This window comes from Psychromicrobium xiongbiense (genome assembly GCF_030271165.1).
Classification (GTDB): domain Bacteria; phylum Actinomycetota; class Actinomycetes; order Actinomycetales; family Micrococcaceae; genus Renibacterium; species Renibacterium xiongbiense.
The window spans coordinates 197206-214603 of record NZ_JASSZH010000024.1 but is presented as its reverse complement, the minus strand read 5'-3'; the positions used below and the strand labels follow the sequence as shown (position 1 = coordinate 214603).

12 protein-coding genes, 1 tRNA gene and 1 pseudogene are annotated in these 17398 nt (G+C 64.3%); 4 read left to right on the top strand and 10 right to left on the bottom strand.

Going from position 1 to position 17398, the window contains the following annotated elements:
- Positions 1-18 precede the first annotated feature (18 nt).
- The 4 genes from QQM37_RS10280 to QQM37_RS10265 form a co-directional block, all read right to left on the bottom strand.
- Positions 19-549, bottom strand: coding sequence for an SRPBCC domain-containing protein (locus tag QQM37_RS10280; protein ID WP_285727171.1), 531 nt, complete (start codon positions 547-549; stop codon positions 19-21).
- Positions 515-898, bottom strand: a complete 384-nt coding sequence (locus tag QQM37_RS10275; protein ID WP_285727170.1) for an ArsR/SmtB family transcription factor — start codon at positions 896-898, stop codon at positions 515-517. The genes QQM37_RS10280 and QQM37_RS10275 overlap by 35 nt, the downstream gene beginning before the upstream one ends.
- A gap of 127 nt (positions 899-1025) precedes the next feature.
- Positions 1026-1114, bottom strand: a tRNA-Ser gene (locus tag QQM37_RS10270).
- 179 nt (positions 1115-1293) lie between these two features.
- Positions 1294-1806 carry a GNAT family N-acetyltransferase gene (locus tag QQM37_RS10265; protein ID WP_285727168.1) on the bottom strand — a complete coding sequence of 171 codons (513 nt, stop codon included), beginning with the start codon at positions 1804-1806 and terminating at the stop codon, positions 1294-1296.
- Positions 1807-1842: 36 nt separating this feature from the next.
- Here QQM37_RS10265 and QQM37_RS10260 point away from each other — a divergent pair, with 36 nt between their 5' ends.
- A complete protein-coding gene (locus QQM37_RS10260; RefSeq protein WP_285727166.1) occupies positions 1843-3759 on the top strand; it encodes an FAD/NAD(P)-binding protein in 1917 nt (638 codons plus the stop codon).
- Positions 3760-3791: 32 nt separating this feature from the next.
- On the opposite strand, the gene QQM37_RS10255 is transcribed toward QQM37_RS10260, so the two are convergent.
- Both QQM37_RS10255 and QQM37_RS10250 read right to left on the bottom strand, forming a co-directional pair.
- Positions 3792-8483: an ExeM/NucH family extracellular endonuclease gene (locus QQM37_RS10255; protein WP_285727165.1), complete on the bottom strand. Its 4692-nt coding sequence runs from the start codon at positions 8481-8483 to the stop codon at positions 3792-3794.
- A 171-nt stretch (positions 8484-8654) separates the two neighbouring features.
- Positions 8655-9641: pseudogene (locus QQM37_RS10250) on the bottom strand (transposase).
- A 906-nt stretch (positions 9642-10547) separates the two neighbouring features.
- Between QQM37_RS10250 and QQM37_RS10245 the strand changes: the two are divergent.
- A complete protein-coding gene (locus QQM37_RS10245) occupies positions 10548-10901 on the top strand; it encodes a hypothetical protein (protein WP_285727163.1) in 354 nt (117 codons plus the stop codon).
- A gap of 278 nt (positions 10902-11179) precedes the next feature.
- Here the strand turns inward: QQM37_RS10245 and QQM37_RS10240 are convergent, their stop codons facing one another.
- Together QQM37_RS10240 and QQM37_RS10235 are read right to left on the bottom strand one after the other, a co-directional pair.
- Positions 11180-11683 (bottom strand): septum formation family protein, encoded by a 504-nt coding sequence (locus QQM37_RS10240; RefSeq protein ID WP_285727161.1) that lies wholly within the window; start codon positions 11681-11683, stop codon positions 11180-11182.
- A 187-nt stretch (positions 11684-11870) separates the two neighbouring features.
- Positions 11871-12968: a GTP pyrophosphokinase gene (locus tag QQM37_RS10235; RefSeq protein WP_285727159.1), complete on the bottom strand. Its 1098-nt coding sequence runs from the start codon at positions 12966-12968 to the stop codon at positions 11871-11873.
- A gap of 119 nt (positions 12969-13087) precedes the next feature.
- Here QQM37_RS10235 and QQM37_RS10230 point away from each other — a divergent pair, with 119 nt between their 5' ends.
- Positions 13088-13819, top strand: coding sequence for a glutamine amidotransferase (locus QQM37_RS10230; protein ID WP_285727157.1), 732 nt, complete (start codon positions 13088-13090; stop codon positions 13817-13819).
- Positions 13820-13863: 44 nt separating this feature from the next.
- Here QQM37_RS10230 and QQM37_RS10225 read toward each other — a convergent pair whose 3' ends face one another.
- Positions 13864-14970, bottom strand: coding sequence for a LacI family DNA-binding transcriptional regulator (locus QQM37_RS10225; protein WP_285727155.1), 1107 nt, complete (start codon positions 14968-14970; stop codon positions 13864-13866).
- 7 nt (positions 14971-14977) lie between these two features.
- Positions 14978-15988: a hydroxyacid dehydrogenase gene (locus QQM37_RS10220; RefSeq protein ID WP_285727154.1), complete on the bottom strand. Its 1011-nt coding sequence runs from the start codon at positions 15986-15988 to the stop codon at positions 14978-14980.
- Between the two features lie 327 nt (positions 15989-16315).
- Here QQM37_RS10220 and QQM37_RS10215 point away from each other — a divergent pair, with 327 nt between their 5' ends.
- Positions 16316-17359: an ABC transporter permease gene (locus QQM37_RS10215; RefSeq protein ID WP_285727152.1), complete on the top strand. Its 1044-nt coding sequence runs from the start codon at positions 16316-16318 to the stop codon at positions 17357-17359.
- Positions 17360-17398 lie beyond the last annotated feature (39 nt).

Genomic DNA, 17398 nt, shown 5'->3' with positions numbered 1-17398 from the left:
CCCGTTGCGTGTTTCGTCCTAGGATCGGCCGATGGTCATGGCTTGGTACTCCGGGGTGAGCTCAGTCCAGCGTTCCCGCCAGGCCGAGGCAGCCCGCTGTTCCGACCAGCCGTCCGCGTGTGCGGCGCCGTCCTCCGTCAGCGCACGGCCAAGGTCCTCCAGATGTGCCTGCCAGCCGGCTCCGTGGAAATGAAGCGCGCCGATCGGCAGCCCGCGCTCCTCCACCACCAGTCGGGTCCGCGCATCCTCCGCGGTGAGCCACGCTTCGATCTGCGACTCGTCATCGGTTCCGGGCTCGCCGGTGAGTAGCAGGTGATGTGGCGCGTCACAGATCTCGATCCTCAGCGGGCCGGTCCAGGTGCTGGTGAACACGGCGTGGGCCGTTCCGCCGACCTGCAAGTCGCCGGAGACCACGGCGATCCAGCGCGCCAGGCGCTCCGGTGAGGTGCAGGCGTTCCAGAGGTCCTCGATGCCGGTGTTGTAGGTCTCCTCGACCCGTATGGCGCCGCGGGCGTCATCGAGCGCTCGCATCGTTGCGATGGTTTTCATCTCCCTGCCTTCTTTCTTCTTCGCTTTTTTGGCTTTTTTCTTGGCGTTGCCCTCGTGCGATCTCGGTGTGCAGCGCATCGAGGCGGTTCTGCCAGAGCGCGCGATAGTCCGCCAGCCACTCATCCACTTCGATGAGCGCCTCCTGGCGCAGGCTGTAAATTCGCCGTTGCGCCTCCTGGCGTACGTTGACCAGCCCTGCCTCCCGGAGAACCCGCAGATGCCGCGAGACTCCGGGGCGGGCAATGGGCAGCGAATGAGCCAGCTCGCCCACCGTCGCCGGATGGTCGCGCAGAATGGCCAGCATCGTTCGCCTGTTCGGGTCGGCCAGGGCCTGCAGCACTACATCCATGGATATAATGTACCCATCTTGTTACGTAACCACAAGGGTACATAATGTGCTTCCCTAAAACGCGAACGTTAACGGAAAAAGCACCCGCAATTGCGGGTGCTTTTTCCGTTAACGTTCGCAAAAAACGCGGAGACGGGGGGATTTGAACCCCCGGTCGAGTTTAACCCCGACCCTTCATTAGCAGTGAAGTCCATTCGGCCGCTCTGGCACGTCTCCAGCGCTGACCCCAGTAGAAGCCTAGGGCCAGCCGAACAAGACTATCGGAGCCCGCTGGCCAGTGCAAAGTTGCGCGTTGACTCATCAAAGATGCCCGCGTAGTAGCTATCGAAGAATCATTTGAGATTGCCCGCGTAGCGGCGTGGTTCGCAGGTGTGGCGGCGGTTGGGGGAGCAAGCTCAGCGGATCATCCGGAGTTCTTTGAGGTTCTCCCAGTCCGCCACGAACTCCTCGGTGCCATCTGCGGTGAAGCCACAGTGCTGGTAGAAGCCAATCGCGTGATCATTTCCGGCAGCCACCCACAACGATGCCGGACGCTTGCCGATCGCGGCCTCGATCAGTTCCCTGCCCAGACCCAGTCCCTGATAGGACTGCAGCAGGTAGAGCCCCCAGAGCTCCTCCGGGCGGACCGCCTCCGCCGCCGGCATCGGGCGCACTCCCGCAAAGCCCACGACGACGCCATCGGCCTCTGCGACCCAGTGCCGGGACGTGACGTCAGGGTTCTCCGCGACGCGACGCCACAGGGCTGCCCGGTCCTCCACCCGTAGCGCAGCCAGAAAAGCCGGGGAAAGCAGGCCAGCGTAGGTCTCGCGCCACGCCTGGACATGAACATGAGCTACCGCATCGGCATCGGACGGGCGCAGTGGACGCACCAGCGCCCGGCGTGAGGATCGTTCCGGGGCGTGAGCCATTCACCCATCCTAGACCGCCACTTGTATGCTCGATCCATGCCCGGAGCCCCCCTGAACACAGCGCAGAAAACCGCGCCCCGCCGCGTCGTCATTGTCGGTGCCGGACCTCGCGGCACCTCCGTGATGGAGCGGTTGCTGGCACAGGCTGCTGCGGCCAGGCCGGCTCAGGGAGGTGCAACGGACGATGCCGCCCCCTGGCTGAGGATCGACCTGATCGACCCCTTCGAGCCGGGTCCAGGCCGGGTGTGGAGGACGAGTCAGTCCCCGCTCTATCTGATGAACACGCCCTCCTCCTTCCCCACGATCATTCCGGAGCAGGAGGTAGCTGCACAGCCTCTGGTGGAGCACAGCTTCGACACCTGGCGTGCGGAACACCACCCGCAGCTGGCCAGCACGGACTTTCCCTCCCGGGCGCTCTACGGAAGCTACCTGCGCTGGGTGGTGGTGCGCCTCTTGGCCAAGATCCCCGCGGGAGTGGAGGTGCATTGGCACCCTGCCGAGGCAATCTCAGTCAACGAGACAGTCAACGAAACGGCCAGTGAAACGATGGCCAGTGAAACGACGGTCAGCGAGTTCGCGGTGCGGCTTGATGACGGCACGGTACTTCCTGCCGATGCCGTCGTCCTGGCGCTGGGCCATGTGCCAGCAGCGCTTGGCGTGGAGCAGGCAGCGTTCCACGAGGCGGCGCGGCACTACGGCCTGCATTATCAACAGCCGGCGATCCCCGCTGAGATCGACTGGGCGCAGATTCCTGCGGGTGAACCGGTGCTGGTCCGCGGGATGGGCCTGAACTTCTTCGATCTACTGAGCCAGTGGACCGAAGGCCGGGGCGGACGATTCGTTCCGGCGGGCGGCACCACAACTGACGGCACCACAACGGGCGCCACCACAAGCAGCGGAGCAACTCCGCTGCGCTACGTGCCCAGCGGGTCGGAGCCCCGGGTGCTGGCAGCTTCCCGCCGCGGCGGCCCCTACCGGGCCAAACCGGAGATGCCCGGCTACTATCCCAGCACAGCCTCCCCGGAACGTCTGAAGGCGGTCCTCACGGAGGCGTACGCGCAGGGGCGCGCCGATCTGAGCTTCCGGCGGGACCTCTGGCCCGCGCTGGAAGCGGACGCTCAGGAGGCCTACCTGCGGGCTCGGCGGGAACAGCGCCCCCGGGAACAGCGCCCGCAAGGGACCAACCCTGAGCTCTTCGATAGTGAACGGCTGGCCCGGCCCTATGCCGGGCAGCAGTTTGGCAGTCGCGAAGAGTTCGATCAGGCGGTGCTGGCGGATCTGGACGATGACGTCCGGGGCGCTGCGGCGGGAGAGTCGGATCCGGTGAAGCTCGCCATCGGTGTCCTCAATGAGGGCCGTGCCCTGCTCAAGGACTGCGTACTCCGCGGCGCACTGGCCCCCGAATCCTGGCTCTCCGAGCTGCGCGGCTGGTTCGAGCCGCTGGTGGAAGGCCTGGCCTCCGGCCCGCCCGCCGTGCGCATTGCCCAGCTGGCCGCCCTGGTGCGGGCCGGCATCGTGAGTTTTGTGGGGCCAGATCCGGTATTCCAGGCAACAGCCGGGGGTTTTGAGGCGTGGTCGCGCGCGGTGGAGGGTGGCGCGGTGCGGGCGGACTGGCTGGTCGAGGCGATGTCCCCGGCCAACCGGGTGGCCCAGACGGCATCGCCCCTCCTGCGTCAACTGCTCGATGACGGACTGGTCCGTCCCGCCACGCACCTCCTGGCCGATGGTGCTGAAGTGGCGGGCAGCGGACTGGACGTCACCGATGCGCCGCACCGCGCCGTCGATGCTCAGGGCCGGGCGGGCCAGCTCTATGTGCTGGGTCTGCAGCTCTCGTCGGTCCAGTGGGGTACCGCGATCGCTGCTCAGGCTCAGGCCGAACACCCCAGCGGATACCAGACGCTACTGGATGCAGACCGGATCGCCCAGGCCATCCTGGAGTCCAGACAGTTCTGAATTCCGGGACGGCCTGAGCGATCCGGCGCCGATCAGCGACCCGTCGGGGCCTTGCGTCGACTCGCTGTGGTGAGCACGATGCCAGCCCCCAGCAGGGCGAGGATGCCCAGCACCAGCGGGGCCAGGTCCGCACCGGTGGCGGCCAGATCGCCGTCAGCAGGAGCATCAGCTGCCGAGCCCACGGAGGAACCTGAGCCACCGGAGGAACCTGACGAACCGGCAGGAACACCGCCCGCAGACCCCGGATCCACCGCTGCCGCCGCCAGAACTGTGATCGGCAGCCTGGCGTACGTTCCGCCATCGGTGGTCAGGGTGAGCCGGCCACCGTTGACCTCCGCGGGGACCGTGAAGCTCAGCGTTGCCGCGCCTCCGGTCACCGTGAAGCTGCCCAGATCCGCCGGAACCACCGCGCTGGGAGCTGCCCAGCCCTTGCCGCCGCCCACACCGCTGGGCTCGTAGCGGACGGTGACCGTGCTGCTGACCGGTGTGCCCAGCGAGGTCAGATCAGCCTTGCTGAGCTTCACCGTCAGCTGCTGGCCGGCCGTCGCGGTGGCCGGAGCTCCGGTGAGGGCCACACCGCGCCGGGCAGCATCGGGCGCCACGGGGGAGTTCTTGCTCAGGTACTCAAACCAGCCGTCCCGGTCGATCAGCCCGGAGTCCTTGGCGTTCTTACCCTGCGTGAAGACCCGGAAGTTGTCTCCGCCGGTGGTCAGGAAGCTGAACGTGCCCACCCGGTAATCCCGGGCCGGGTCCAGCGGCGCACCGTTGATCACCACCGAGGTCACGTGATCACCCAGCGGCCGCTCCGGATCGTAGGTGAAGGAGACGTTCTTCGAGACTCCCAGTGCCAGGTATGGGCGGCTCGGAATGCTGCCGTCCGGGTTGGTCTGCCACTGCTGTTCCAGGAGCGTCTTGATCTGAGCGCCGGTCAGCGTGGTGGTCCAGAGATTGTTGACAAAGGGCAGCACCGCATTGGCGTTCGCCACGGTCACCACACCATCGGCCAGCCCCGGGTTCTTCACCATCAGATCCGCTCGCAGCCCGCCGGGATTGACGATGCCGATCTCGGCACCACCGCGTTCCGGTGCGGCCAGGGTGGCCTTCAGTGCGTCCGCTACGAGGTGGCCCAGAGCCGACTCGCTGGCCCGGTCATCGCGGGCAGCCTTGCCGGTCTTCGGATCGGTCGAGTAGGCCGTGGTGATATCCGCCGTGATGGTACCCAGCGGCTTGTCGCCCTCCTTCTTCGCGAAGGCCAGGGCGGCATCGGTGATCTGCTTCACCTGTGACACCGCGGGGAACTGCGCCACCAGGGCGGCGTCATCGGCTGTGATTCGCGGCACATTGCGGGCCGAGTAGCTTGTCACGGCACCGGTGTTCGCGTCAACGAAGAGCCGCACCTGGCCGATGTTCTCGCCATAGCTTCCGGTCTGCACGATGGGTCGGGTGGCTCCCGGCTTCCCGGGGACCGGGCCGTCCCAGACGTACTCCTTGTGCGTGTGGCCGGTGAAGATCACGTTGACCGCTGCGGAGGTCTTGGTGGCGATCTCCGCGAAGGCTCCGCCCGCGGCGATCTCCTGATCCAGGCTGGCGCCATCCTTCGTGCCGGCCCCGGCGCCCTCGTGGTATTCGGCCACGATGACGTCAGCCAGCTTGCCCGCGGCGATCTTCTCTGCCACGCGGTTCACTGCAGCCACCGGATCCCCGAAGTCGAGGTTCGCGATGCCGCCGGGGGAGACCAGAGCACCGGTCTCCTGCGTGACGACGCCGATCACGGCGACCTTCAGGCCGTTGACAGTGATGATCGTGTACTCGGGCAGTGCCGGGTTCTGGGTTCCTTTGAAGTAGACATTCGCGCCCAGGTAGGCCCAGGCCGCGTTGTGCTGCTGATTCGAGATGCGGTTCACCAGATCGGTGTAGCCCTTGTCGAACTCGTGGTTGCCCACGGCGGAGGCCTGCAGGCCCAGCGCGTTGAGCACATCGATGGTCGGCTGGTCGTTCTGCACCGAGGAGGCGTAGAGCGAGGCGGAGACGTTGTCCCCGGCGGACAGCAGTGCGGTGCCCGCGGGAGATGCCGCCTTCAGCTGCTCGATGGTGCCGGCGAACTTCACCGTGTTGGTGTCGATCCGACCGTGGAAATCGTTGATGTTCAGGAAGTTCAGTTCCTTGGTCATCACGGGCGCATCGACGAGATTCAGGCCGACCACCACAGGATCGTGGTCACTGGCCGCATAGGGATCCGCTGCGTAGAAGTTGGTGACGTTGTAGTTCCAGCGGGAGTAATCCCGGGCCACCGACTCCACCGAGTTGATGTTCCAGATGTCCGCTCCGGTCACCGAGGCCTTGAACGAGTTGGAGACCAGGACGTGGTCCAGCGAGCCGGCCCGGCCCTGGTACATATAGGAGTGCTTGCCGGTCTGCGGGTCCAGATCCGTATACCCGGCGCCGGTGAGCAGCGTGATCGGATCTTCGGCGCTGTAGGCGTTGAAGTCCCCCAGCAGCACCACCTGATTGGTCTTCCGGGAGGTTTTCAACGACTCAGTGAAGGTCAGTAGTGCCTTCGCCTGGGCCACGCGGGCCTTATTTCCCTTGCCCTGACCGAGGTCGATGTCGCTCGGATCGTTCGCGGGAGCGGAGCCCTTGGACTTGAAGTGGTTCACCACGGCCAGGAACTGTGCAGCCTCCCCGGCGCCGTTCTTGCCGAAGACCTGAGCGAGCGGCTGGCGGGCCACCCCGGTGAAGGCGGCGTCATCGAGGATCACCGAATCACCCACCGGGTGCACCGCAGCCGGGCGGTAGATGAAGGCGGTGCGGATGACGTCCTCATCGGCGATGGCCGGACGGGTCGCGGGGCTGGGTACGAAGGCCCAGGTGCCCGCACCGGCGGCTGCGTTCAGCGCATCGACGAGGGTGCGCAGCGCCTTGTCCCGGTCGGTGGCGGAATCGGCGAATTTCGCCGAGTTCTCCACCTCCTCCAGCGAGACGATATCGGTGCCCAGTCCATTGATGCCGGCCACGATCTTGTTCTGCTGGCGCAGCAGGTTCGCCGCATCCCAGGCACCGCGCTGGTTGCAGTTCTTCTGAACCGTGATCGGCTTGCCGTCCCGGTCCGTGTAGGGAACGCAGTTCGGATCCTGATCACCGGTGTGGATGAAGTAGTTCTGCACATTGAAGGAGGCGATCTTCGCCGTGCCACCGACCGGTGCCGGAGTCGCGGTGCGTGTGCCGGAGAATCTGGCTGGCTGCACGCTGGCCGCAGTGTCCGGGGTGAGCTGGCTCAGCGGCTGGAATTTGTAGGCCCCATTGCGCTGATCGAAGATCACGTCAGAGCTGAAGGTCACGGCGGACCCCACCCGGACCGGATCTGTGGCGGTCAGGTAGGGCAGCGGCTGGGCCGCGGTGTTGGCGTCCTTGAGGAAGTTGGTGCTGGCGCCATCGTCCAGGCCGATCGCGCGGGCCGCGTTCGATGCCGTCAGTGCCTGGTTTTCGGCGGAACCATAGGGGTAGAGCGCATTGGGCTGGACAAGGACGGAAGTCCCGGCAGCGAGGCCCAGCTCACCGTAGGTGTTGAGCGAGTAGTTGTCCGCCACGGTGTAATCACCGCTGGGGTGGAAAAGCATTCCCTCGAGCGTCTCGCGCTGGGCGTCGGTGGCCGGGAGCGCTGACACGGCGGGCTTCACCGCGGGCACGACGTCGCTGAGCTGAGTCAGCTTCCCGGCCGCCACGTTGAGCTGGGTGGTGGTGGCGCCGGCCGTCCCGAATTCGCTCACGGTGCCGGTCACCTCGACGTAGTCACCGCGTTTGACCAGCCCGACGGTGTCCTTGGAGTAGACGAACACGGCATCCGAGGCGGTATGCGTGGCGAAGTCGATATCGCCGCCGGTACCCGGGGTCTGGAGGTAGTAGCCGTTGAATCCGCCGGTGGGATAGCTGGCGGTCACGATGCCCCGGGTGGTGACCGTGGCACCGACCAGCGGGCTGGTCGCACCGGTGCCCTGGATGTCCTTGATCGCGGTGACGCCGCTGGGATCGACCGGCGGATCTACCGGAGGAAGCGATCCGGCGCTGCTCTGCGGGGTGGGGGCGGCCGCAGTGAAGTCGGCGGCGTTGTTATCGGTATCGGCACCGGCAGTGCGGTTGAGCGAGGTGCTGACGCTACCCGTCGGGGCCGCAGCCGTCTCAAAGGTGTTGGAGCTGCCGTAGCCAAGCAGATCGGCGACGTCCGGGTTGCCGATCACGGAGCCGGTGGGCAGCGGGCTGACGGCAGTGGCCTTCCTTGCCAGCACCAGGGTGCCGCCTCCCGCAGCGAAGCTGAATCCGCTGGCATCGGCATCGGCCGTGGGAAGGTCCGTGCCGTTGGCGGCGTTGGCGTTGCCTTTGATCAGGTAGTAGCCGTGGGCGGCGACGGTTCCGCTCAGCGGGGCGATGCCGGTGGGTGCTGCCGAGCCGGTGGCGCTGCGGTACTGCAGCGACCAGCCGTCAATACTGATGGCGGACCCAGTGGGGTTGTAGAGCTCCACGAACTTGTTCTTGAAGGTGGCGCCGGTGCTGCCGCCGTTCAGATAGGCCTCGTTGATCACCAGGGAGGGGGTGGATCCGGCGGGTGCCGCCGGGAGGGCTGTGAGCGGATGCTCAGCAGCGAAGGAAGGGGTGCTGGCCAGAGGAGCCGCGACAAGACTTGCCGCCAGGGCCGCACCGAGCGCAAAGCGCCAGGGCGTCGAACTCATGATTCTCCGATTCGTGAGGGGTTTTCCGCAGTCTTCTGCGGCGCGGGATGCCCCATTCCATCAGGCACAGATTAACAACAGGTATCGCACAGGTGCGTGTCAGCGGAACTCTGCTGAGTTTTTCTGGATTCTGCTGGGTTTTGTCCAGGTTTCCTGGCCGCTTAAACCGGATCATCGCATTCCCGAGTGTAGGTTGGATCTGAATCCGTCGGTTTCGAGCAGCGATCTGGCGACGTAGTTCGTGAGGTCTCAGAAGCAGGGGGAGAGCTACGGAGGTGTTCGAGGCGTCGGTTGACGGCCTCGATGGGTCGGTTGCTGGTGCTGGGGCGGTCGAAGAAGGTGAGGATGTCGGTTGCGCGTTGTTTCCGCGTCCTACCGAGCCGGTGCAGCTCGATCAAGCGAGCTGGGACCCCGGCGGTGGCGGAGTTGATCACTGTTTGCATGGCATCCTTGCCCTTGCCGGGTTCGCGGAAGGCTGCAAGGATGCGCTGGTAGACGCCCAGGCCGCCTCGACCTGCACGAGCCGGTCATCGGCGAACGCTGCCTCGAGCCGAGGCATCTGCTTCTTGGTGAGCAAAGCATGGCCGGTGTGCGCGGTACAGCGGGCCGTGAACAGCGCATCGCCCCTCATTCCGCGGCCACTGTGGAGATCCTGCTGAATGCGCTGCCGACAGACATCGAGTGCGTCACGGGCAGGTCGGACGACATGGAACAGGTCGATCATCGCGGTTGCCGTCGGAGCTCTTCCTCGGAGGCGGTCTTGAATCTGGTGAACCGGTCCACCATAACGCCATCGATCCCGTCCCGCCAGGGTTCCAGCCGCCCGAGGCCGGCCGCGACGCGGGACACGGTCAGATGGTCAACAATGATCCCGGTCAGTGCCCTCCGAGACCACGTAGGGAGATCTTCGCCCGCGGCGGCGCAGCCTTGCTGGTGTCTTCTCAGCACACCTTCCCGCACTTCCCGCACTGGTAGTGGCGCACCGGGACCAGCTCCGCAGTGGGCCGTTGGCCGCACGGCTTATGCGCGAGCCGCCGCGCCGATATGTCCCGCATCAGGCCCTCGGCACCGCGCTTCCGGCATCAAGGAATCCTCTCCACGGCACTCGGTCGCAGCGCGACCGGGCTCAATTTGTTGCCCGACGACTTCGAGGCCCAACTCGTCGAGACGGCAGAACGTAGTGAGACAGGGGGCGGCGAACGCAGTCTGGAGTACCTCGGGGTCTTCCGTCGGATAATCAGTATGAGAACTTCCATCCCAGGCTCGTCATGCGCCCCGACTTACACCCTCCACTGAGACGAGCCATTATCAGCTGCCTCGTTCTTCCAAGTCGCCAGCTCAAGAAGTCTCAAGCCAATTAGAGACGTATGCAACTCAGCTTGAACCGCCGTTGACGCGTCTAGAGTTCACAAAGCCCGTTGATCAGAGCATCCTGCACGTGTGAGAGGCTCAAATGAGACAAGAATCTTTATGTTTATGAGACATTTTACTGGCTAACACCCATGCTATTAACAGCAAATTACCAGTTTTGAAAGCAACACTTCCTAGTGAACCCATAGGGTTCGATGTCCATCGACACAAGGAAGGACTCCGGAAGTGAAGATAGCAAGAGGAATCACCATCGTCTTAGCGCTGATGCTGGCGATGTTCTTTGTCGCCCCACAGGCGCAGGCATCCACACCCCAATCAAGCCCGACCATTTCCACCCCACTGCCCCAACCGACACCAGCTGGCAGCAATTCACCAGATGGATGGTGGTGGGCTGAGGCGGACGTGTATGTCGGCTGCACAGGAGACTGGTTCACCTACAGCGGCGCCGGTTGGGATCTCCAAGGAGGCGCCTATTATGAGGTTTGGTGGAGCGCCTCGTACCCCGGTGGCGGTGGCACTTTCGACACCAGTCCCCGACAAGTCCTTGCCGCCAGCAGCACGGGATTTTTGTCGACATCCACATTCTACGGATCGCTATCGGGGTCCGGTCGGTACAGCGCAACGATGGCACTCGTCAAAGACGGAAGTGTGGTGGCGTCCCACACCACCGAATGCTACCGATAAGGTTGTTTGATGGAACCTGAAAAAGAATACCGACCAGGCGGGCCCGGCTTCGGCCCTCACCAGTTGGTGAGCATCTGGACTGACCGTCAGTTGAGAAACTTCGACCTGATGGTCATCCTGCAGGTGTCTGCAGGTGAAAATGCAGCCCAGAAGATCCTTAATGGCGAACAACTGACGAACGGTGACAAAGAAACGCTGGTTATCGCCAACGAACTGGCGCAGCAAAAGGGCTACCTGCCAATCTTCGCCTTGACAGAAACGGATGCTCGGCTTGCCGAGGACGCCAAGGCTCAGTTGGAAGCATTCTTTTCTTCAAGGGATTGGCAATCAAGAGACACGAACCGTACGCGGAAACTGCGCTAATTCTTCTCTTTGCTCATGAGAGGAATGTCGGAGAAAGGATGCGGGTGAGTACTGCTCGCCCGCATCCGCGGCGTTTTCGGCCGCCTACACCTTAGGGTCACCAGCCAAGACCACTCATCAAGTTTGGCTCTACCCCAAGACCGGGCGTCGAGGGCTGCTACCAGCAGGCACAAGGCAAGCACGACTCAGGCCCACATCGCGATCACCCACACGCGCTGGAGAGCAGTGGGTGGGGCCCCGGCGGCGCGGGGCCCCGGATGACCTTGCGAGTCTGGGGATTAGCGGGCGGTGCCCTTGAGCGAGCCGGTGGTCTTCTTGCCCTGTTCGCCGACCAGGCACGTGATCAGGCGATCGCCGCTCTTCCAGCTGCTCGAGGTGGGGGTCAGCGAGGTGAAGCCCAGCGTGGAGGACTCAGGGTCGATGCCGATGAAGGTCTTGAACTGCGCAGCGCAGAATTCATCGGACTTGTCGTTGATCGCGGTCTGGCCGGGGTAGTCGCCGGAGGGCATCGAGGTTTCGGCGTAGGCCTCGAAATCATGCGGCTGGCCGCAGGGAACGGCCGGAATGCTGGAGATGTTGCCGCTGCCCGGGTCATCCATGCAGTCGCCGACCTTGACGCTGAAAACGTCGGCTGTCTGAGCCGCGGTCACCGCGCCGCTCGGATCACGGTCAGCGCCGCCGCCGTTGAGCAGGCCACAACCGCTCAGGGCGAGGCCGAGGGTCAGTGTGGCGGCTGCGACGGCGGTGCCGCGTGCGGCCCGCGTCCTGATCAGAGTAAACATGTACGTCTCCTCAGGGAAGGTCGATGGGATGAAAGAGGATCTGGCTAGGGCTGGGGGCGCCTGATGGTAAAACTCCGTCATATTGACAGTTAAGGGTAACGCAATCACAGCTGACGTACAGACTCCGGTCGCCGGGAGAGGTCTGAGGCTCAGCAGTGCTCCAGGCTGTTTCCGGCCGGGGGAGTCCTTACTGCGCCATCCGGCTCCGGTAGCTGAGAATCTGCCGCCACCGTCGTTGGAGGGAATCGCGACGGGCCTGGTCGCCGGCAGCAGTCAGCTCAATGTGTTCCGGGCCGTAATTCCACAGCAGAACGTCATCGAGGAGTCGGTCCGGTCCTGGCGAATAGCGGTGGTCGAGGGCCTCGCGAACGGCGGAGATGGTCTCCGAACGCAGCAGTGACACCAGGTCGATGGTCCGGTTCAGGCCGTGCGCGGCCAGCAGGGTGGCGGCCCAGCCCCAGTCGTCATCGGGCTTGCGGTCCACGTGGGGGAGCAGGGTCCGCCAGATCTGACTGATCCGCTCGGGCGTCAGCGGTGCCGAGCCCTCGCCCTCCTCATCCCAGAAGCTGCGCACCGTCTCATAGCGCTCATGCAGATCGGAAAACGTTGACTCCACCGATTCCAGCATGGCCGCTGTGGCAATGAACTGGCGGTCAAAATACGGGCTCCAGGCGCGCCGGTCCTGGGCCTTGAACCGGATATCGTGCTCAATCTCGCTCCAGGCATGGGCAAAGACGGTGCGGATCTGGCATTCGAAGAAGAAGCTGCCGGTGGCCTTGGCTTCCGGATCGACGAGTTCCTGGAACGCGCGGACCGTCTCATTCTGGATGGTTCGCAGAATCAGATGCCTGCTGGAATAGCCGTAGGTACCGGACTCGATGGAGCCGATGTCCTTTTCCCGGTCGCCACGGCAGTCGAAGATCGCTCGCTGACGTTTGATCAGATTCGCCACCTGGGCGTTCTCCCGGGGCAGCGTGGTGATGATCCGCACGCCGACCAGATCGGTCAGGTTACGCAGCGGCTCCGGGAACTGGAGGGTGACCTGACCGTCATCGGATCCCTCCACCAGGGTCCGGGAGGCCTTCTCCCGGAAGGACTCCACGGATTTGGTGCGGCTGGAGACGAAGAGGGGACTTACCTCTGCGTCATCAAACAACTCCCGGATGGAGTGTTCCACCTGCGCCGTGACGGCGCGCAGGGCAGGGCGGATCCGCTCGTACTCGGCCACGCTGGCCGCCACCGCGGGGCGCAGGGAATCATCCAGACGTTCCCAATTGCTGCTCACACTGATCCCCGTCTTCTTCATGCGGATTGGTCTTCTTCGAGGGTGGGCGCACCTCATCGGAGCCTAACACCTGGCGCCTCGTCGCGACGGGCAGCGCGGGAATGCGTAGGATTCCCCTCGTGAAGCCTTTTCTGTTCCTGTCCACTCGCGCCGAGCACGAGGTGGCCGATTCGGAAGCCGCCGCCTTCGCGCATTACGCGGGCCTGGACGATGCAGCATTTCGCTGGCATCGCCTCGACCAGGAGCCGCTTCCGGAGCTCGTCCTTGAGGACTTCTCCGGGATCATCCTCGGAGGCAGCCCCTTCAACGCCTCGGATGACCCGGCTCTGAAATCCGCCACCCAACTGCGGGTCGAGGCGGAGCTGGCCGCTCTGCTGGACATCGTCGTCGTGTGCGATTTTCCTTTTCTGGGCGCCTGCTACGGTGTGGGCACGCTGGGCAGGCATCAGGGCGGCGCGATCGACCGGCAGTACGGCGAGCCGATCAGTGCCGTCGAGGTCACGCTGACGGCCGATGGCGTCCTGGACCCACTGTTGCGAGGCCTGCCGGAGCGCTTCGAGGCCTTTGTGGGTCATAAGGAGGCATGTTCCGCGCTGCCTCCGGGTGCGGCATTGCTCGCCTCCTCGCAGAGTTGCCCGGTGCAGATGTTCCGGCTCCGGGAGAATCTCTACGCCACCCAGTTTCACCCCGAGCTGGACCTGGCCGGGTTACTGCTCCGGGTGGACACCTATCAGCACGCCGGATATTTCCCGGCCGGGGATGTCGAACGGGTCCGTGCCGCAGCACAGGCTTCCCACGTCGAAGCGCCGCAAGGCATTCTGCGCAATTTTGTGAACCGGTACGCGCGCTGAGTGGTGACGTCACGCCCCTCAACCCGCCGTCAAGGGGCGTGACGTCACCACTCAGCGCGCGAGTCGATGGCCCGGACAGAGTCCCGGAGGATCAGATGGGTGCCCAGAACGGTGCCGCCCATCCCTGATTCGCGCAGTTCTGATTCACCGCGGCTGGCGTTCAGGGCTGCCCGGACGGCTTCACGGCCCAGCTCCTCCAGGGGGACGTTGACCGTGGTGAGCCGCGGGCGCACCTCGGTGGAGACCGGAATATTGTCATAGCCGACCAGCGAGATATCGTCAGGAACACTCAGTCCCGCCTCTGTCATGGCATCCAGCGCGCCCACGGCGACGCGGTCGTTGGCCCCGAATACTGCCGTGAAGTCCAGCTGCGCAGCGAGGACCTCTTTCATGCGTCGGTATCCGAAGGGTCTGCCGAATTCGCCCTGGTGCACCAATGCTGGATCCAGTGTCACCCCCCGGGCCTCCAGAGCCCGCTGGAAGCCGTCAAAGCGGGCTGCAGCGGTGGAAAGCCCGGTGGGGCCACCCAGGTACAGGATGCGCCGGTGCCCCTGGGAGATCAGATGATCGGTCAGAGCGAAGGCTCCGCCGGAATTGTCGTAGGTGACGGAGACGGTGGGAACGTCATCCCCCAACGAGGGCCTCCCGCAGAGCACCAGGACGGAGCCGCTCTCCGCCAGTGCCCGTGCCCGGGCTGCCATCTTCTTGCGGTAGCCGGGATTGTCGGAGGCTCCACCGACCAGGATGACGGCATCGGCACGCTGCTCGCGCAGCAGGTCCACAATGGCCAGTTCACGGTCGCGGTCCCCATGGGTCGCCATGATCAGGCACATCCGGCCTTCTGCGCTGGCCTGCCGTTCCACGCCACGCGCCACATAGGCGAAGAAGGGGTCGGCGACATCGGCGATCACGATGCCGACGGTGCGGGTGGTGGCACCCGCCAGGGCGCGGGCGTGGGCATTCGCGATGTAGCCCAGACGCTCGACGGCGTCGAGCACCTTGAGCCTGGTGGCACCGGCCACGGGGTAGTTGGCGCTCAGTGTGCGGGAAACGGTGGCCACCGACACCCCTGCCTCACGGGCAACGTCGGCGATGGTTGCAGTCGTGGGCTTTCGCTCGGCGAGCGGGCTGCCTGGGAGTGACTGAGTCATGGTGTCATTATGCAATCCGTGAGAGATCATCGGCGACGACGGGGTACTGCAGCGGCAACCCCGCCATAATGCGTTCCACCTCGGAGAAAGCCTGCCGGCCCAGGCGCTCCACCTCATTGCCCAAGGCCCCGGCGATATGCGGGGTGAGGAATACATTGGGCAGCTCGAAGAGCGGTGAGGTTCGTGGCAGGGGCTCCGGGTCCGTGACATCCAGGAAGGCGTCCAGTCGTCCGGCCAGCAGCTCCGCGGTCAGCGCCACCGTGTCCACCAGCGAGCCGCGAGCCGTGTTGACCAGGACGGTGCCGTTCGCCATCGCAGACAACTGTTCGGAGCCGATCATCCGATACGTGGCGGGGCTGGCTGGCGCATGCAGGCTGACCACGGCGGAACGCGCGCACAGTTCCAGTAACCCGACCCGCTCCACGCCGAGGGCCTCAGCATCATGATCGGTGAGGTAGGGGTCGTAGACCAGGATCTGGACGTCCAGATTCTTCAGCAGGGCGACGACGCGTCGGCCCACTTGGGAAGCGCCCACCAGTCCGATGACGACCCGATGGGTCCCCACAGGAGGTACGCCATCGAGATCGCGGAAGGGTGCGCTGGATTCGGTGGAGCGGAGGCGCGCAGCAAACCGGGTGGCCCGCTTGAGGCCGAAAATGATGCAGGCCAGTGTGTATTCCGCCACCGGAACGGCGTTGGCGGCAGCGGCTGAGGAAACCTCGATTCCCCGCGCGAAGGCCAGATCATCGATGAACGTCTTCACCGTCCCGGCTGTGTGCACCACGTAGCGAAGGTTCGGCATGAGGTCCAGCGCCGGCTGGTCCAGCGCGGGGGCACCCCAGCCGGTGATGAGCATTTCCAGTGAGGCGAGTTCCGCCGGGCTGGCCTGAGTGAAGGTCTCCAGCGGGGTGCTGAAACGCAGGTCCACCAGATCCTTGAGTGCAGCGAGTTCCTGGGGGGTGAAAAGCATGTCCAGAGTGTCCGCCTTCATGCAGAAAGCGCTGGGCAACTTTCGCACGGGTCGATCCTGAGCGTTCACTCTTGCTCCTTGACGGTACTTGACAGCTTAACGGCGATTTAACGGCGATGGGGGCCGATCGCGTGATCGATGGTCGCCACGTCTGCCCAAAAAGAAAGCGCTTGCTACAGCAAATCATTGCCGAGCAGGGAAAGCAAGTGAGAAAGAGTACCGATTTATCAAGGAAAGAACCTGAAGAATGCCGTGAAGATGTTGTTGACATCACATGAGGTGCCTTGCATACTGAGCAGAGATAGAAACCGCTTACTAGTGGTTTACCCTTCAGTGCAGGCGTAGACGGCGGCCGCTGCCCCGGCTTCCGAGGAGATGAGAGATGGACATCAGTTCAGTGTCGGCGAGGGCCTGCCGCTGCCCGGGGATGCAGCTGTGAGCACGATGACGCGATCCGCATCCGGCACCACCTCCGACGTCGTGCCGGTCTATCGCAAGCGCAGCCTCTGGGCTCGTATCAAGCGGGACAAGGTGATGCTCGCGCTGATTCTGCCGGGCTTCGCGTATTTCGTGATCTTTCATTACATTCCGCTGCTGGGCAATATCATCGCCTTCCTCGATTACAAGCCATACCTGGGCTTCATCGACAGTGCCTGGATCGGTCTGGACAACTTCGTCTCCCTGCTCGGTGATGGCGCCTTCTGGCAGGCCTTCCGCAATACCCTGGTGATCACCACGGTGCAGTTGGTCCTCTTCTTCCCGGTGCCCATCTTCCTGGCCCTGTTCCTGAACAGCATCATGTCCAGACGGCTGCGCAAGTTCATCCAGAACGTCATCTACCTGCCGCACTTCATCGGCTGGGTCATCATCGTGGTTCTGTTCTCCGAAATGGTCGGTGCAGGTGGAGCGCTGACCCACCTCCTGCAGGCAATCGGCCTGCCGGGCTTCAACGCCATGAACGATCCGGCGTTCTTCCCCTTCCTGATCACCCTGCAGAGCATCTGGAAGGACTCGGGCTGGGGCACGATCATCTTCCTGGCCGCCATCGCCAATATCGACCAGGAACTCTATGAAGCTGCGGCCGTGGACGGCGCCAATGCCCGGCATCGGCTCTTCCACATCACGCTCCCGGGCATTCTGCCGACCATCGTGCTGCTACTGATCCTCAACCTGGGCTCGATTCTGTCGGTGGGCTTCGAACAGGTGCTGCTGCAACGGGACAACGTAGGACCGCAATCCGGTGAAGTGCTGGACACCTACGTCTACTTCCATGGCATCCAGGGCGGTCAGTGGGGCGTCTCCGCCGCCGCGGGCCTGATCAAGGGCGTCATCGGCCTGGCCCTGGTACTCGGCTCCAACAAGCTCGCCCACATCTTCGGTCAGGAAGGGATCTACTCCAGTGACAAGTCCAAGCGATAGCATCCCGCGGAGCAGGGATCGCGGTAGCCGGCCCGTCTG